Source organism: Brucella sp. NBRC 12953 (assembly GCF_040369775.1).
GTDB lineage: Bacteria > Pseudomonadota > Alphaproteobacteria > Rhizobiales > Rhizobiaceae > Brucella > Brucella pseudogrignonensis.
Genome location: NZ_BAABSV010000007.1, coordinates 52,049 through 69,911 on the forward strand (window position 1 = coordinate 52,049; position 17,863 = coordinate 69,911).

Here is a 17,863-nt window from a genome sequence, read left to right on the forward strand (position 1 = left end):
GGATGGGGAGAGCGCCGCCTTGATGACCGCTTTTGATCCAGGAACAAATGCCGGCCTTCGCGGTTGTTGTGTGAGATGAGGCGCTGTGTCGACCAGGATTGCGGTCAATGGAAGTTGTTTCAGTTTCTTGCTGCGACCGGTGAAGGGAGCCGCGTCCCAATGGTCCTTTCCGGATCGCGTCACTGCTGCCAACCTTGATACGGCGCGAACAGCGTAATGAGGACAGTCATGGCTCGTGATAAACTGGCAACCTATAAACAAAAACGCGACTTTCAAAAAACCGGGGAGCCAACAGGCGCGGCCAGGATGAAAAGTTCTGGTAAGCAACGCTTCGTCATTCAGAAACATGCGGCGACACGGCTGCACTACGATCTGCGCCTCGAACTGGATGGCGTTTTTAAATCCTGGGCCGTCACCAAAGGACCCTCGCTCGATCCGGACGACAAGCGCCTGGCGGTCGAGGTTGAAGACCATCCGCTCGATTATGGGGATTTCGAAGGCACAATTCCAAAGGGTCAATATGGTGGTGGCACGGTGATGCTCTGGGACCGCGGCTACTGGACGCCCGATGATAAATTAAATGCGCGTGAGGCGCTTGCCAAAGGGGAACTGAAATTCACGCTTCAGGGCCAACGTCTCCACGGCAGTTTCGTGCTGGTGCGCATGAAGAAGGACCGCACCGGCTCCAAACGCACAAACTGGCTGTTGATCAAGCATCACGACCAGTTTTCCGTATCAGGCGATGGTGCTGCCGTTTTGGACGATAATGCCAGCTCCGTTGCCTCCGGCCGATCCATGGAGACGATCGCCGCAGGGAAAGGCAGAAAGCCGCGGCCCTTCATGGCCAAAAGCGAGCATGTTGCGGCAGATGCGGTGTGGGACAGTCGTCAGGGCCTTGCCGCCCAACAACGAGAGACATCCGCTCAAAGAAAGAGAATGCCAGCATCCACCAGGTCCAAGCAGGCAACCATGCCGACCTTCATCCCACCCCAATTATGCGAAACGCGTAACCGACCACCCGCAGGGAGCAACTGGATCCACGAAATCAAATTTGATGGCTACCGGATCCAGATGCGCGTCGACGATGGCAAGGTGACGTTAAGAACTCGAAAAGGCTTGGACTGGACGCAGAAATTCCCGGCCATCGCCGAAAGCGCTGCCCGGCTCCCCAGTGGCATCATCGATGGAGAAATCTGCGCGCTGGACGAAAGTGGAGCACCCGATTTTGCAGCCCTGCAAGCGGCCTTGTCCGAGGGTAAGACCGATGCTTTGGTATTCTTTGCGTTCGATCTGCTTTTCAAAGGCAGTGAGGACTTGCGGCAAATTCCGCTCAGCGACCGTAAGCAGCGTCTTGATCAACTTCTGGCGGGGGCCGACCAGGATCCGCTCATCCGCTATGTCGCGCATTTTAAAACCGGTGGTGATGCGGTGCTGCGCTCGGCCTGTCGTCTTTCGCTCGAAGGTATTGTGTCAAAACAAGCGGATGCGTGCTATGTCTCCGGTCGTTCCGACAGCTGGGTGAAGTCCAAATGTCGTGCAGGGCATGAGGTGGTCATTGGTGCTTATGCGACAAGCAACGGAAGGTTCCGCTCTTTGCTCGTGGGCGTCAATCGCGGCAAGCATTTCGTTTATGTCGGTCGGGTTGGCACCGGCTATAGCGCAAAACTCGTTGCGCAGATTCTGCCGAAACTGCGGACCCTTGAGAGCAAAAAATCGCCCTTTACGGGTCTCGGTGCCCCCAAAGGCGGTGCCGACATCATATGGCTCAAACCGCAGCTGGTTGCCGAGATCGAGTTCGCGGGCTGGACAACAGACGGACTTGTCCGTCAGGCTGCATTCAAAGGGTTACGCGAGGACAAGCCTGCGAAAGATGTGATCGCTGAAAGACCTGCATCGCCGGAAAAAGTCGGTCTCCCCGATGACGGCAAAGCCAGTCCGAATCAGAGCCTGACCGCGCAGGCGGGCCGAAAGCCCAGTGTCATGGGTGTGCTGATTTCCAACCCTGATAAGGCCCTGTGGCCGGATGCAGGCGATGAACGGCCGGTAACCAAGCTGGATCTCGCCAGCTATTATGAAGCGGTGGGACCGTGGCTCATCAATCACATCAAGGGCCGGCCTTGTTCGGTGGTCCGCGCACCCGATGGCTTGCAAGGCGAGCAATTCTTCCAGCGTCATGCCCTGCCCGGCACCTCGAACCTGATCGAGTTGCTGCATGTGTCTGGTGATAAAAAGCCCTATCTGGTGGTGGATCGCGTCGAAGGTCTCGCGGCGATTGCACAAATGGGCGGCGTCGAACTGCATCCGTGGAATTGTGCGCCGCATGAGCCGGAAATTCCCGGTCGCCTGGTCTTCGATCTCGACCCCGGACCGGATGTCGCTTTTTCGAGCGTTATCGACGCGGCCCGTGAAATGCGCGATCGCCTTCACGATCTCGGCCTGATCAGCTTTTGCAAAACCACCGGCGGGAAGGGTCTGCATGTGGTCACCCCGCTCGGCGGCGGAAAGGGCAAAAAACCGACCTGGGTGGAGGCCAAGGGCTTCGCCCACGAGGTTTGCCGGCTCATGGCCGAGGATCATCCACAACGCTACCTGATAAAGATGGCAAAAAGCCAGCGCACAGGTCGCATATTCCTCGACTATCTCCGCAATGATCGCATGGCAACGGCGGTCGCTCCCCTCTCACCGCGCATGCGAGACGGCGCGACCGTATCAATGCCGCTCACCTGGACACAGGTTAAGAGCGGTCTTGACCCCAAGCGCTTCACAATCCGCACCGTTCCAGCGCTGCTGGAAAAGACCACCGCCTGGGACGATTATGGTGACGGACAACGTCCACTGCGCGAAGCGATAAAAAGATTGGCACAATCGCCGAGGCAATCCGGGTAAGTAATCCCCAATAGCAAGCGCTGTGCGGGCAGGCGCCACATCCACAATCCTCAAATCTTTGCCCAGCAAACAATCCGCAAGAACGGGATGAATTCTGCTGAGTTTGGCGCTGCGCACGGGGGCGTGCGCGCTCTGCACTTCGCCTCTCTCAGCTTTTCCGCTATGCGGTCCGAGCGTGCCGATCTGCTTTTGGTCATTGACACCCAGTCGAAGTGTCGACTCCCAAATTGCGGATCCATGCGCACGCGCTTAATACCATGATCAGCTATGAAGGTCGCCTCATGCACCATTCCGGAACACCCGCAAAAGAAGCACTCTGAACAACAGAAGGCGCCTTCGACCATCCAGAGTGCGGCGCTTGAAGCAAGTGCGGGGAACGCCAAGCGTTGCGGCCATTATCCATTTCGCCGCCATTCTGCCAATCACAACTGCGAGGGAACCTATTAGCATATTTGGAAAAGCTGGTCCCGGTGCACGGACGACACCGGGACCAATGCTGGCCATCATGACGGGGATGGACCGGCATAAAGGAGACCTTGGTCTTTTCGTTTGGAGTCAACCGACCAAGGCCCCTGATAGAGAGATGTCGCGGCTCCCTATCAGTTTTTACATCGCCGCAGGAAGTTGCGTGTTCCATACGTTCTTCCTTTGGAGGGATAAGCCACTGGTTTGATAAGTTCAAACCTCTCTTTATTGGTCCCTAGAAATAAGCGGCTTGCCGCAACGGGCCCCCCGGTGGCAAGACTATCGTTCCGTTCGGCATTGCTGTCCTTTCCAGCACGATTGTCCGGCGAACTCACGTTGTTCCGACCAGCCATCGCAAAGAAGCCACGCCCAAGCGGCCTCGGATGTGTTTGCCCAACCCGACCCTTAAAATAGCTGACTTGGGAAGTAGCGAGCCGTCGCTGCCACCACCGACGGCTCGCCTGGCACCGGCTAAGCCGGTGCGACTTGCCGACGTTCAAGCGCCGGCAAACTCAAAACAACACGATTTCTGACGTGAACATGCAGCGTCAAAATTGATCCGCGAGAAAATACCCGCTACTTATTCTCCCGCATGTTGTCTTGCTCAGATTTTTCTCTTGAACTCGTACATCATCGTTCTGTGATAATAAAAACTCCTTGCCAAATTTCATTCGATCGATGATATTGACTTCATCAATCGTGCTTTGTTGTGTTCCTATTATTTATAGTTGGAATTACTGGAATTTGCAGGGGTTACATCATCCCTTTTTCTCGCATTTTTATCGCCTATACTTTTTACCTAGCAATTTATAGGAGATTTCTTGTATCGAGCACTTGTCGTTGAGGACCAGGATCTCATGCGCATGGCTTTGATGGCGGAACTCGAAGCCAATCGCGGGGATGGCTGCGCGCTTGGCGCGCAAACCTTCGAATTGGCCTGCGACCTGCTTGCCTGTCAGCATTTCGATCTTCTGGTTATCGATCCGGGGCTTCCCGGCTTTGATCCAACATCCGTTGAAGCTCGCCTCGCTGTTGTTAAGCAACTTATAGAAGGTTCGCCCCATGCAATCCACATCATTGTCACAGGCTCGGATAGTGCATGTGAGGCCGACGCATGCAGAGCGCTTGGCGCCGCCTTCTACCTGGCAAAAACCGGACTTTATAAAGGGACGCTTGCTCGCATCCTGCGGGAGGTTGACACGGTGGCAGATGCATTCTGTCTCCGGCTGTCCAAGGCAGTGATGACAACGCCGGACTTCCACTGCTCGCAGCTAACGGCACGAGAGCAGGACATCATCAACAGCCTGCTTGGTCGATCGGCAGGGGTTAAGAAAAAGCAGGTTTATAGCGAAATGGCGGAGCGTTTGGCCATCGATGCGGGAACCGTCGAGAAATATTACAAGCAGGCACGCAAAAAGCTCATCAAACTTAATCAGCTGCCAAAAGGAATATGACCAATGACGGTGTTGACAGTTCATGGTGTCAAAGTTCCCATCACGCCGCAGGAAGTATCCCATGTCATCTGGCAGTCCTTGAGCCATGGATCCTATGAGGCAAAAGAGGCAAAATGGGTATTCAAGGCCGTTCGGCCGCATGACCGCGTGCTTGAACTTGGTGCCGGGCTGGGGATCATCTCCACCCTCATCGCATCGATTGAGGGGGTCAAGCTCTGGGCGTTTGAGGCCAATCCTCACACCTGCGCCCTTGCAAAGCGCGTCATCGACGAAAATCACCGCAGCAATATCGTGTTGCAGCAAGGCATTCTCTCTGCAGGTGGCGTTCAGACGTTCGATTTTTACGTGCGCGGGGACTTGTGGATGTCCTCCACCGATATCAATCAAGGACCCTTCAATACAATATTGCAAATCGTCTCAGCCGATATTGATGAATTCATTGCCACGCACAAGGTCAATGTTGTGGTGATGGATATTGAAGGCGCCGAACGCGATCTGCTCGAAAATGCGCAACTGGCTGGCGTCGAACGTATCTTTCTCGAACTGCACGACCATTTATATGGTCTGGACGGGATCCTTCGGATGACACGCGCACTCGCTGCCAAAGGGTTCGCTTATGATCCACGCGGATCGTGCGGGGCATGCGTGCTTTTCGCGAAGGATGATGGTCCGCGCGTCTATGACGATGAGGATTTCGATGACCACGCGCAACGCTAGAGACGCCCTCCTGCTGACGCTCGTGATCTCAACTTTCACCGCCAGTTTCGCGCGCGCAGAATACCTCACCCAGGGGCTGCTAATATCGAACGATACCGGACTGGTAGTCCGTCAGACTAAGATTATGTTTGCAGGAAACACCCCTCATTACATGTAGAATAGAAATTGCGATGGACGCTCCTTGGCAAGAACCGTATCCTCCGGCAGACAAGAGCAGGAGCGCAAGCAGCACAGCCGGGAAAAGTTTGCTGACCACTTTGCCGGGTGGCAACCGTTCTTAACGCAGGTGACGGTGGCTGTTCCCCATCGTTGCTGTGGGCAGTTTGGCATCGCTCGTCGCTGCTGCTTGCAAGCCGAATTGTCACGATCGCTGACATGATCCTCTTATAATGCGGGATGAGAGTTTTGAGCATAGAATTCGAACGAGCCAACGACGACGATGGCACTATTCGGCAGCAGCTGTTGCAACTTCTCATCGCAGAGAACACACGAAATCAAGGCGAAGCCAAAATTGAACGTGAGATCATTCGCATCAAAGACAGCCTGAGCAATGTCACACTTGGCGGAATTTGGACGGAAATACTTTTCGACTGGATGTATGTCGAAGTTCTTTATGTACCAGAGGCTCTTCGCGGTAATGGGTTGGGTTCGCAATTGCTTGTTCAGGCGGAAGATAGCGCACGTTCCAAAGGCTGCGTCGGTATATGGCTCGAAACCTTTGACTTCCAGGCACCTGATTTCTACCGCAAGAACGGATGGGAATTATTTGCCACGCTGCCCCATTATCCAAGAGGCTCCAATCGCCGCTTTCTGCGCAAGCGGTTGGATGACCTGGATGGCGCACAACGATAAAAGGCAAAAACACGCAGTGGAACAGTGCTCAGTTGGTTGGGAAGCCAGATAATCGCCAAAGCAGCAATTTTCATCAAGGCAAGCTCTGGGGTGGTTTGCTCGATGATCGCCTAGGTCCAGGGTTCATTGCGGCTCGTCGTCACCAAAAACAAAATTAAGGTTATCTACGATTGTCTCCTCGCACACCGTTAAAATCGAAACAAAGAAATCACGTTACGTTTTAAATATTAGGAAAATACGTATATAAATAATAACTATCAAAGCTAATCGACTATCATATACAATTCAATATCAATTATTTTTGAGTGAGACAGGATTGATACTTCATATATATAGCAATTTTATATTTATAAGGAATAGAAATATGTTTAATATATATATGAGCCGACCCTGGGAATCGTGCAATACAGATAGTTTCATCGATCGGGTTTATTACTATGGCGGCTCTTCGCTATTCCTGGTCGGCATCCTGGCATCATTCGGTGCTGTGGTGTTTCTGATATTGTCTGTTATGGATTATGATATTCCGACGTTGAATGAGAGCAGCAATATCTATTTCCTGAAGGCAGTATTCTTCGCTGTCGTATGCTGGTCACTCTACAATCTCCTGCCTTTTTGCTAGGTCTGAAACTCCAATCAGTCAAGGAGCATCGAGTAATGCACTGCCTGACTGTAGCGGAACATGGCATAAATTCATTCCGCAGCATCCGTGGCTTATTGGTAATGTAGAAAACGATGGCTTTTTCGTCATCGCGATCATTCGACTTTTGCGTGGCCCTTTGCTGACTGCGCCATTCCTGCAACCAATGGATCCAGCCTTAGAACGATAGAAATAGCGCGAGCAGGGCTGCCTGAGGATCTTTCATAGCTGGGTTGATAGGTGTCCAATGGCCAAGACCAAATTTCGGTGGTCTGCTTCACTCCCAAGCTTTGCCCGGCAAATACTTCTCATTGCATTTGAAAACGCCATTGATGCCGAAGTTCGAGATCGTGCCTCCGCGGTGCTTGAAAGTATGGTTTTACGGTGTCGGCCGTAATTCGTATCTTGCTCACCCGGACGGCGAACGAGGGGGCATTACCGCTAGAACTTATATCAGGCAGCAAAGCGCACGATGCGTGGTTTCGCAGCAAGGTTCTTGAAGCGCTGACCGACACGGACGTCCCGGATGATAAAGTCACTACGCATTTCGAAAACGGCGAGCGCCAGCGCGCCTTAAAGGAGTGGAGCGTTTGCCGTAAAGCTCGCTTGAGCCGCGTTTGCGTTAGCAGATCGGGACGCTATCTTCACCTTTATCGAGGGGATAATTCCCCATCTGCAATCATGGTCGACGAACGCGGATCGCGGCAGCTGTTCGTAGCTTAATTGATTATCCGGTGAGTAGTCGTGCTGGCAGAAGTGCGGGGACGCGAGACTTGGTGATAAACGGTACCCCATACATCTCGGCTAATGCTGTAACACAATCGGCTGTTCGTATCCTCCGTGTTCTTTCATGGCGCACAGGAATGGCCATTGAAGTTGGACGAATACATATAGATTAATGGTTGTACTGAAGCGTTGAGCAGGCAAGCCACTATGAACAAAATTACAGATGCCAGCTCGAATTCATTCAAGGCGACAAATCCGATAGGGGCAAACACTTGACTCTTGCTCAAAAGAATTGTCGACCGCCGCCCCTCTGTTCTAATGAATCCCTAAAATTCTGAGTTTGCTGCTTGAAACTTTTGGAATCGCCCAATTGACTATCGCCTCTTGACGGGGACCACACAGGCGGCTGTAATTACGCGTAAACTCCCGTTCTCTCTCCCCCTTCCAGCAAACGCCGTTGCTTTCGCAGAAGGAAGAGTGGAAGACAAAGTTTTCCACTATGGTTCTCTGATGCCTTTGAACCACGTACTGTCTGACTGCTGAGATACTTCTTGAGAAGTATGCCGTAGGCCACAAGGAGCGTGAACAGAGCAAGCAAAGCAGACATAACAATCGCTGTTGTCAGCAGCCAATCTCTCTGAAATGGTGCGCCCGGAAATCCAGCATTGGCCCAGAGCGGCGCAGCTGACGATTTATAATAGGCAATGATCAGGCGGTGATCGACCATTTCAGAGCCGCGGATCTGGACGCCTTGGCCGATACGGAGTTCCTTCTCAATATAATTCTTCAGATTGCGACCAATCGCGAAGCCGTAATTGGATGCGCGAATAATACCGTCGCGATCAACAAGACCCAACACCATATCCGGTTGTTCTTCAAATCGCTTTAAGAACTTATAAAGATAATGCTCATTCACCAGAACAAGAATGAAACCGTCGAACTGGTGGTTCTCATCATAAATAGTCCCTGAATAGGTCATCGTCTGACCGATACAGCTCTTCGGGGTTTCAATTTCCGCATTTCCCGGATGATTGAAGAAGACCGCCGCAGCTTTGGGTTACCCCATATCGCAACAGGCGTGGCGTGTGTCAGAGTTCGATACTGCAATTTGAGCCGGAAATTTGTTCTATCACTCCCAAAATGCCTCAGACATTCTCCAAAGGCCGCATTATGCCGCCAGTGACTTGTATTTATTGGTGAAATCAAATCCATTTTGGAAGCGGTAGGTGCAAGTTTGAAAACAAACACCAGGAATTTTCAGCACCAGCCGAAGCTGGAACCCACAAAGACCTGACCAGCGATGAACGGACCTAAACCTTCCCTGCATCTGCATCTCACAGCTCCGGATTACCCACGCCACACGTCATTTGCCTTAACTTTGCGAATTTTACCTGAAAGCGGATCAGAAAGACATTGATTGAACTGCTTTTGATTGCGTTTGTTTTACTTTTCACAGAGACTATACAGTATAGAATCGCTGCAATTCATACCGAATAGCTTTTTAACACCGGGGCGAGGAGCATTCGTTGAGCAATCAATCTTTAAGCGCGACAGGCTATGTCGCGCGACCCGGCGTATGGGGCTGGATATTCTTCGACTGGGCGGCTCAGCCGTTTTTTACAGTTGTGATCACGTTCATCTTTGGTCCTTACTTCATTTCGCGCATGGCTGAGACCGCTGAAGCCGGGCAGATTGCCTGGGGTTACGGTTTTGCTGCCGCAGGCTTCGCTATCGCAATTCTTTCTCCTATTCTCGGTTCGATTGCCGATCAGACAGGGTCTCGCAAGCCGTGGATCGGGTTCTTTGCCGTACTAAAGATCGTCAGTCTGATGACGCTCTGGTTTGCAGTGCCTGGCGCAAACCTGTTCTGGGTTCTGCTTGCCTTCAGCATTGCAATGGTTTCGGCAGAGTTTTCCATCGTCTTCAACGATTCAATGATGCCGCGCCTGGTGCCGCGCGAAGAGATTGGCCGCGTTTCCAATCTGGCCTGGGGCCTTGGTTATCTCGGTGGTATGATCGTTTTGATCTTTGTGGTCTTCTGCCTCGCGGCTTCACCTTTAACCGGCAAAACGATTATCGGTATGAAACCCTTGTTCGGGCTTGATCCTGTGCAAGGGGAGGATGCCCGTATAACCGGGCCGATCTCCGCGCTCTGGTATCTGATATTTATTCTGCCGATGTTTCTTTTTACGCCTGATCAGGCGCGCGGAAAGCCCTTGCGACAGGCGCTGGGCAAAGGTTTGTCTGAGCTCAAAGCAACATTAAGCGAGGTTCGTAAACGCCCCGGGATCGCACGATTTCTCATCGCGCGGATGGTCTATCAGGATGGCGTCACCGCGCTTGTTGCTTTGGGCGCAGGCTACGCAGCCTCGCTGTTTCGATGGTCGATCACCGAGATCGGGCTTTTCGGCATGATCATCAATGTCATGGCGATCTTCAGCTGCCTTGTTGCCAGCCGCCTGGATCACCGTTTTGGCTCCAAGACACTTGTCATGATCTCGCTGATGTTGCTGATTTTCTCCTCTTTTGGGATAGTCTCGACCGAACGCGATTATCTGATGTTCGGCATCATGCCGCTTGATTATGCGCCGGCTCAAGGTCTGTTTGCTTCCTCTGCGGAACATGCTTTTCTGATTTACGGCATCATATTGGGTGCTGCCTTCGGCCCTGTGCAGGCATCCTCCCGGTCATGGTTTGCCCGTAGCATCAGGCCTGAAGAAGCAGGCCGCTATTTCGGTATCTATGCCTTGGCAGGGCGGGCAACGAGCTTTGTCGGCCCCTTCCTCGTGGCAACAGTGACCGCGATCACCCATTCAGCCGCAACGGGTATGTCGGTGCTGGTGCTGTTCTTTGCAATTGGCATTCTGCTTGCCGCAAGAACACCTTATCCAGCCGACAGCTAGCGTGGAAGCGACCAGGCTGGCGTATCCTGCAATTGTCAGAGACGAAGCTTGGTTTTTGTCGGGATTGCCGCATGAAAGCGTCCATCGGCAATTTGCACCGCAGCGCCCGCTGCAAAGGCGGCTGAAAGCCATAGCCTCGCAGGAGGCCTGCCGATCTCTGCCGCCAGCATTGACAGTCCTGGGTCATGCTGGCGTGGCAGAATGACGCTTCGATATTGCGCAGCACGAAAAGTCGGCAATCGATGTGCGCGCGTGTCGCCGGTATTGCCTGCTGCAAGCTTGCAGAGAGCAGAATCTTGCTGACTGTTGAAACGCAGCATCCCCTGCCGTTTACTCTTGTTGGCAAAGTTGTCGATGGAATGGACACTAGATCCGTCCGGCCCAGCTGCAACTGTGAGAGCGGGAGATTTTCCCCTGCGTTAACCGCATTCCTCGCGCAACAAAATCTCCCGCTCTCACAGTCCTTCGCTCCCGCTTCGGCTCTGGGTGCAGCGTGGCTTGCGGCCGGCTCCTTTGGTGTCCGTCGACAACGCCAAAAAGGAGTAAAGGCAATGTACGATCTCGTTAACTTCATCCAGATCAACCCTGACAACAACCGCATCACCGGCAATATCGCCACACTGTCCTTTGACATAGACGTTACCGGAGAGCCGCTGTTGAGCAGCAACCCAAAGGCGCCCACCTTCCGCCTCTATGGCCTGACACCACGCATGCGCCGCATTGACATCGGCGGAATCTGGACCAGGCAGAACTGCGAAGGCAATGATTATTTCACGCTCAGTGTCTGTACGGGGCTGGGTCGGTTTAACGCCAATCTTGGACGTTATCCAGGCCAGGACGACGAAACCCTCTATGCCGTCATCGCTTGGGCGTAACACACGAACCTCCTTGCCCCGTTCCAACGGGGCAAGGAGAACAGCTAACCAAGCCGCGGGGCATGCCTTGCCCGGCAGAAGGGGTTTCTCAATCCTGCCTGGATTTGCTCTGTTTTTCGCGCAGCTTGGCAATATAGGCTGCGATGTCCTGATCGTTATCGAGCGTGCCTTCGATCTTGAACTGCACCGTCCAGAGGGCCGGAGCACTAGCCTCTCTATAGGGCGCGGTGAAGCGCTTATCATGCGCTACGCAGACCTTGTAAAGATGATGACCCAGCCCGCAGACCAGACAGCGCACACCCTTGCTGTCGGTACCCAGCAATGTACTGAACTCAGTCGATTTGAATGGCGCTTCTTCATGTCGCTCCTCCACCCATTGCTGATTGCCCTGCAACCCAAATGGTTTTCGCTTCCACATAACATAGCTGGTTTTTCCAAAATAGCGCTCAAGGGTCAGTGCCGTCTCGCCATGATTGACCTGAACAATCAGTGTGGTCCCGACACTGGCCATCAGCGTTTTCAAGGCATCCTGGCCATATTTCTGCGATACTTGCGCCGCATCCTGCAGGCCGAGCACAACGCACACGCCTTTCGATCGCCCCATGGTGATAAATGTCTGAAACTGGTGAATATGTGGCAGCTGCGCCCATTCATCGAGGAAAAACCAGATCCGCCGCAAGTCATTGTCAGCGAGTGATTTGCTGTCCGTGACGGTGTTGATCGCGATGGCATAGAGCGCTGCAATCCAGGCATCGGATAAGGCCGAAAACTGCCCGTCATGCCGAATGATCACTGTTCCGAAACGCGTCTTGTCGCGCAACCAGTCGCGGATCGAGAACAATTGACGCCCCTCATAGCTTGGCCATGCACAGGCCAACATATTCAGCATGCCCATCTGGGCTTCAAGCGTACCGCGCGTCGACATCATCTGGCGGAAATCAGCCTCCAGAAACAGATTTGTTCCGCGACTGTATTTGAGAGCCGTCGCTAACAGACTGTCGTTGTCCTGTCGGGTTTCTTGCAACAGTTCGGCCCACGTCCATTGCTTGGGTCTGGTGGCCATCAGCTTGATGATACAAACAGACAGGATGGCTCGCGCACTATCAGAAAAAAAGCGATTGGTTGATTCAATGACAAGGCGATTGGCGAGCTCAATGGCTTCCTGAGCAACCTTCAGATCGGCCGCGATGTTCCAGACCGCTGAACGACAATCCTGCGGCGCCAGCAAAATAGGGTGATGCCTTTTCCCCTCAACCAGATTGGGCGGAACAATTCGTGTATAGTCACCCTTTTGATCAAAGATCAGAACCTTATCGTTGCGCGCTATCGCTGCGTGGATAAGCCGGGTCATCAAGATGGTCTTACCACCGCCAATCGCCCCAATGATGTTAAAATGACGGGTTTCGCGCGCCAGAGAAAGCGTCCATCCATTGAACATATGCAGTCCGGAAATCTTTGGATAGCGACTTTTTCTCTGCTCAGAATGTGCTGCCCGGAGCAGGTCACGCATCCGTCCGACGCTGAGGCCGCTCACGATGATATAGGATGGCAAGCGCAGGGCATGGTACCAGATTGCAAAACCGACAAGCCCAAGCAAGCAGAGCATCGGCATGGCGATCAGCAGCTGATAGTGAAGCATTCGCTGGGGTGCAGTACCGCCATGCGCAGCAATGGAGGCAACGCAGTCAGACACCGAAATGAGAAGATAGCACCGCATACTCTCAGCCAGGGGCAACCTTGCGCCAGACTGCGACCACTCTCTGAGCCAGTAGCCAAAGACGAAGGCCACCATTGCAGAGATCAGTAGAAAGCAACCGCATATCAGATAGGCTCCCCAGGGCGGATGCGGCGCTTTCTCAATCATCGTCAGACCCTTCTTTTGAAAGGATGTCTCCATCAAAGCTTGTTCGCAAGCGCTCAATCTTCCTTGGCCGTGCGGGTCATTCGTTCGAGATCTTCGTCGGTCACCGCCTCCAGCAGCCGCTCTTTCTTAGCACTGCAAGCCTGACTTTCTTGCGGATCAGCCGGTTTTCAAGCTGTGAAACCCTACCGATCGGCATCGGCCCGAAAGCGTCGCGCCAACTCGCTGAATGCTGCTTTGAAATCAGGCAATGGCAGGTCGGCCAGGCCCGCATCCAATGCGAGTTGTCCGATCAATTGTGCCTGTTTTTTCATGGCGGCTTCGAGCTCTGCGTTCAGATGCTGGATTTCCGCCTGGATCTCGGCAACCGATTTATTTGCACGTAGCCGCGACATCCTCTTTTATCTCTGTGCTGTTGGATCAGGGATATTGTTTATTGTAGACCGAAAACCGGACGGCATCATTCCCTAGAAAGAGGAGATAGATAGCGGCGAGCTTTTCCTAAGAGGACAGGCTGGTTGGGGTAAGGGCGCACTTAGCAGTTTTCTCCTCCAGACCCCACTGCATCTTGGGACAGAATGCTTGCCGTTTCGCCGCTTTGCGCCAGCCGCTATCTTTTATCATGGCGATTTATCACCTGACGCTCAAAGATATCAGTGCAGGACGAGGGCAAAGCATCGTTGCCGCGATGGCCTATCGTCGGGGTGCCCTCGTCGTCAATGAAGCAACCGGGGAACGCAAGGATTTTTCGCACAAGCGCCATATCGTTCACACCGAATTTGCCGTTCCCGCCAATGCGCCGGTCTGGGTCACCAGACTGCTTGATCTACCCGATCATCTGCCATCGCAAAAATTCTGGTCGCAGGTTGAACATTGTAACAGGCGCCTGAATGCTCATTATGCCGATGAAATCGAGATTGCCCTGCCGCGTGAATTCACCATCAGGGAGAACATCGCTTTGGTTCGAGCCTTTGTTGCAGAGCAATTGTCGACACGCGGACTGGTGGCCGACTGGGCCTATCACGACGTTCCCGACAACCCGCATGTCCATATTCTTGTTCAGACCAGACCTCTGACCGATGCAGGCTTCGGTAATGTTGTGCAACCAAACAAGGACGAAAGCGGCGTCCTTTGCCGCCATGCCAATGGCAAAATCGACTATAAGAGGTTCGGGCTTGGCAAACCGGATTTGAACCCGATCCGAGCGGCTTGGGCTTCGGTGTTAAACCAACATTATGCGTTGCATGGACTGGATATCCGCATGGATCACCGGTCATTTCACGATCAGGGTGTCGCTTTGCTGCCCTCGGACCATATCGGAGTTTGGGCAACGGCAATCGACAAGCATGGCGGTATTTCTAAGAGGATTGCGCATAACAGGGCGATCGCCCAAAGCAATGAACAACGGGTTCTGGAGAATCCCGAGCTGATTTTGGATAAGCTCGGCGCCCAGCAATCTGTATTTACAGAAAGGGATATTGCAGCAGAGATCTTTCGTTACACCAACAGCCGGGATGCTTATCAACGGGTGAAACTCCTGATCGGTGCCAGTGAGAATCTGATAGCAATCCGGGCTCCACTTTATGATTGTGCAAGCAACAAGGAACTGCAGCCCGCGCTTTATACCACGCGATCAGTGTTTGAAACCGAACAACAATTGATCGAAAGCGCCAGGAAACTCGCAGGCAAAGGTGCATTCCATGTGCCCGAAAGGCGACTGCAGCTGGCTCAGCTTGCGTTTGAACGCCAGGCTGGCTTTCCGCTTTCGGAGCAACAAAAAGCAATCCTGCGTTATGTCACCGAAGCCAACGCCGTTGCCGCTGTCGTCGGATTTGCGGGTGCCGGAAAATCTTCGATCATGCGTGTCCTTCATCAGGCCTACCAGGCCGAGGGATGCGCTGTATATGGCGGAGCACTTGCTGGTGTGGCGGTCGACGCGCTTAAACAGGCAAGTGGCATTGACAGCCGTACCGTCTGCTCCTGGATGGTCAATTGGGCTCACGGCAAACGCCTTCTTAAGGCGGGTGACGTGTTTGTGCTTGATGAGGCTGGCATGGTGTCCAGTCCGCAGATGCTGGCCATTATCGAACAGGTGCGCCAGGCCGATGCCAAACTGATCCTGCTCGGGGACCATCGCCAGCTGCAGCCCATCATGTCCGGGGCCGCGTTCAGAGGCATCGCCGACGAACTCGGTTATCGAGAGTTGACCGGCATTCGCAGGCAGCGCAACAGCCAACATCGCAAGGCATCCCTGCTGCTTGCCAAGGGAAACACCAGAGCCGCCCTTCAACTTTATCAGCGGCTCGGCAACTTCACCTATGACGCGACACCAGCCCGGACCCAGAACGCTTTGATCCGGGAATGGAGCAACTATTTTTACAAGGGCCAGGACGCGCAGATCCTGTGTCATCGCAACACAGATGTCGACCGGCTCAACGCAAAAGCGCGGGATGCTCTCAAGGCCCGCGGCGCATTGCAAAATGAGTTCGTCGTTCTCACCGGCAAAGGCAGAAAGGCCTTTGCGATCGGCGACCGGATCGTTTGTCTCAGGGGCGATTGGAAAACCGGACTGCGCAATGGAACAAACGCCTGCATTACCGACTTTCAGCCTATGACAGGCCTGATGACGATCACCGCGCAGCATGGCGCAAAAATTCAGTTCTGCGTTGCACGCTATAATGCCTTCGATCATGGCTATGCGCAGACGATCCACAAATCACAGGGCAAGACTGTCAAACACGCCCTGGTCTATCTCACCAGATCCATGGATGCTCAGTTGACTTATGTCGCGCTCACCCGCCATCGGTGCAACCTGCACCTTTACGCAGATCTGGAGGAATTTGGCGACCGGACGGCTCTGCAGCAGGTCTTGTCACGGGATCGCTTGAAGATGGTTTGCTTCCAGCATTCTCACACACAGGACTATGGCGACGCCTTGCGGGCCTTCATGCAAAGGCGCAATATTGGAACCGAACATGACTGGCGTCTTGCCCTGCAAAAAATCATCACGACTTGGAAGCAACGGCTGCGATTGGCAACCGTGCGCTTGAATGTTCTGGGCGAGAAGCTGAATCGATCGATCAGGTGGCGACAACTCTCTTTGACCGGCAAGATTTCGCCGGATACTGCGCGTCGGCTGGAACAGGAACGCAATTCTGGCAACGCCTCCACCCAGCCGATTAAGGCTTATCAGCCGATGCCAGATAGGGTTCGTCAGGTCGCCGCACATCTTAAACAAGCCCTTGATCATGCCGATCGTGTCGATACGAGAAATGCACAATCAAGTCTCTGGCAGACGTGCCGGAATGCGGTCTTGCAGGGACCAAAATCCGAGAGCGTTCGTCGTTATCTCGATGCGTTGGGCGACGTGTCATTGCCATCGCAGGCTGTGGCTGTCGGACGGTGCTTTGACGCAAGCAGGCTGGAATCCTTTCTATCTTGCTTTAACGATAATGCCCGGGCGCAATTGGAAAGCGATTGGCCCGCCATCTACTATCTCTCCCGGGCCCGCATGCTGTTGACCCAGGTCGAAACGGCGGCTGTCACGGCTTTCGACTTTAAAGAACAAAGGCCAATTGCGGCATGCAAGACCAGCCCCAGCCAAAAGCATAGTCTCGACAAGCCGCTGATTCCGGCGCTGACATTTCAAGAGAGCATAAGCGCCATGGCGGCACGCCTGGCGGCGCAGGACCCTGATCTCGGACAGATTGAAAAGCTGATACGCAAAAGCCTTGCGCGATGTTTCAGCAATTCCGCTGCAGTTGCAGATCTTTTCATCAACCATATTCATGCGCAAGGAGCACTGGCGCCTCCCTTAAAGAGATTGGAAAGCCGGCCAGCGGATTTCGGTGACCTTTTGGGAAAGCGTTCATTCCCAGGATGGGCAAACAGACAAAGAGTCCTGGCACAGGCCTCGTTACGTGTCGGTTTGACTGCGCTTGAGAATTATGGTCAGCGCTTCGCGCAACTAACCGAGAGTTTCGGTGCATCAGAGGTGGAATTTCGGAAAAAAATGCAGCAGCCTCTCGCCGATCTTTCGCCTGGCGCGCGCAATTTCCTTGCAGGAGCTGATGATGAGAAAGCGGATCTTGTCGGGCTTGTTTCCACCCAACACGGCAAGCGCGCGCATACGGAAATACAGGCGTTTCTAGCACAGATTCGAGAGCGATTTGCTGACAAGAACTTGACACCTCTTGAAAGCGAACGTTTTCAAAGGGTCATGACAATGCTTGATCCGTGCGCGGCCGAACGATTGGCGTCACGGGTAAGAAATGCCGTTGCCATCGACAATCGCGTGGCCTGGCAATGGCGGGCGTTGCATTTGCAGGAACATCTTTGCCAGCAGACTGCAGACCGGCAGGAAATAGATCTCTAACTTCAGAGGTCCTTGAAAAGAATGACATCAGCTATCAAGCCGGCAGACACCGCGCTTGATAAATGGGAACCGACTGAGCGATGCTTGCAAGCTGTTCTGCCCCAATGAC

The 17,863-nt window shown here is 53.4% G+C and carries 11 protein-coding genes and 1 pseudogene; 8 read left to right on the forward strand and 4 right to left on the reverse strand.

What is annotated here, in order from left to right:
* Positions 1–228 precede the first annotated feature (228 nt).
* The 5 genes and pseudogenes from ligD to ABWV94_RS17095 all read left to right on the forward strand — a co-directional run bounded on the left by ligD (position 229) and on the right by ABWV94_RS17095 (position 7,613).
* Complete coding sequence (gene ligD, locus ABWV94_RS17075; protein ID WP_353414614.1) at positions 229–2,886, forward strand: DNA ligase D; 2,658 nt, start codon at positions 229–231, stop codon at positions 2,884–2,886.
* A gap of 1,286 nt (positions 2,887–4,172) precedes the next feature.
* Positions 4,173–4,805: a response regulator transcription factor gene (locus tag ABWV94_RS17080; RefSeq protein ID WP_353414616.1), complete on the forward strand. Its 633-nt coding sequence runs from the start codon at positions 4,173–4,175 to the stop codon at positions 4,803–4,805.
* Positions 4,806–4,808: 3 nt separating this feature from the next.
* On the forward strand, positions 4,809–5,522 hold the full coding sequence (locus ABWV94_RS17085; protein WP_353414618.1) for an FkbM family methyltransferase: 714 nt from the start codon (positions 4,809–4,811) through the stop codon (positions 5,520–5,522).
* A gap of 405 nt (positions 5,523–5,927) precedes the next feature.
* Positions 5,928–6,374, forward strand: a complete 447-nt coding sequence (locus tag ABWV94_RS17090) for a GNAT family N-acetyltransferase (protein WP_353414620.1) — start codon at positions 5,928–5,930, stop codon at positions 6,372–6,374.
* Positions 6,375–7,315: 941 nt separating this feature from the next.
* A pseudogene (locus ABWV94_RS17095) lies at positions 7,316–7,613 on the forward strand (type II toxin-antitoxin system RelB/DinJ family antitoxin).
* A 539-nt stretch (positions 7,614–8,152) separates the two neighbouring features.
* Here the strand turns inward: ABWV94_RS17095 and ABWV94_RS17105 are convergent.
* Entirely contained in the window at positions 8,153–8,719 is a 567-nt protein-coding gene (locus ABWV94_RS17105) for a cache domain-containing protein (protein WP_113496661.1), read from the reverse strand.
* A 547-nt stretch (positions 8,720–9,266) separates the two neighbouring features.
* Between ABWV94_RS17105 and ABWV94_RS17110 the strand changes: the two genes are divergently transcribed.
* A complete protein-coding gene (locus ABWV94_RS17110; RefSeq protein WP_353414623.1) occupies positions 9,267–10,643 on the forward strand; it encodes an MFS transporter in 1,377 nt (458 codons plus the stop codon).
* Between the two features lie 35 nt (positions 10,644–10,678).
* Here the strand turns inward: ABWV94_RS17110 and ABWV94_RS17115 are convergent, their stop codons facing one another.
* A complete protein-coding gene (locus tag ABWV94_RS17115) occupies positions 10,679–10,963 on the reverse strand; it encodes a hypothetical protein (protein ID WP_353414625.1) in 285 nt (94 codons plus the stop codon).
* Positions 10,964–11,194: 231 nt separating this feature from the next.
* Here ABWV94_RS17115 and ABWV94_RS17120 point away from each other — a divergent pair, with 231 nt between their 5' ends.
* Positions 11,195–11,518 (forward strand): DUF736 family protein, encoded by a 324-nt coding sequence (locus tag ABWV94_RS17120; protein ID WP_353414627.1) that lies wholly within the window; start codon positions 11,195–11,197, stop codon positions 11,516–11,518.
* Positions 11,519–11,606: 88 nt separating this feature from the next.
* Here ABWV94_RS17120 and ABWV94_RS17125 read toward each other — a convergent pair whose 3' ends face one another.
* Both ABWV94_RS17125 and ABWV94_RS17130 read right to left on the reverse strand, forming a co-directional pair.
* Positions 11,607–13,382: a type IV secretion system DNA-binding domain-containing protein gene (locus ABWV94_RS17125; RefSeq protein WP_353414629.1), complete on the reverse strand. Its 1,776-nt coding sequence runs from the start codon at positions 13,380–13,382 to the stop codon at positions 11,607–11,609.
* Positions 13,383–13,564: 182 nt separating this feature from the next.
* Entirely contained in the window at positions 13,565–13,774 is a 210-nt protein-coding gene (locus ABWV94_RS17130; RefSeq protein WP_113497029.1) for a TraC family protein, read from the reverse strand.
* A 227-nt stretch (positions 13,775–14,001) separates the two neighbouring features.
* Between ABWV94_RS17130 and traA the strand changes: the two genes are divergently transcribed.
* Positions 14,002–17,754 carry a Ti-type conjugative transfer relaxase TraA gene (traA, locus tag ABWV94_RS17135; protein ID WP_353414631.1) on the forward strand — a complete coding sequence of 1,251 codons (3,753 nt, stop codon included), beginning with the start codon at positions 14,002–14,004 and terminating at the stop codon, positions 17,752–17,754.
* Positions 17,755–17,863 lie beyond the last annotated feature (109 nt).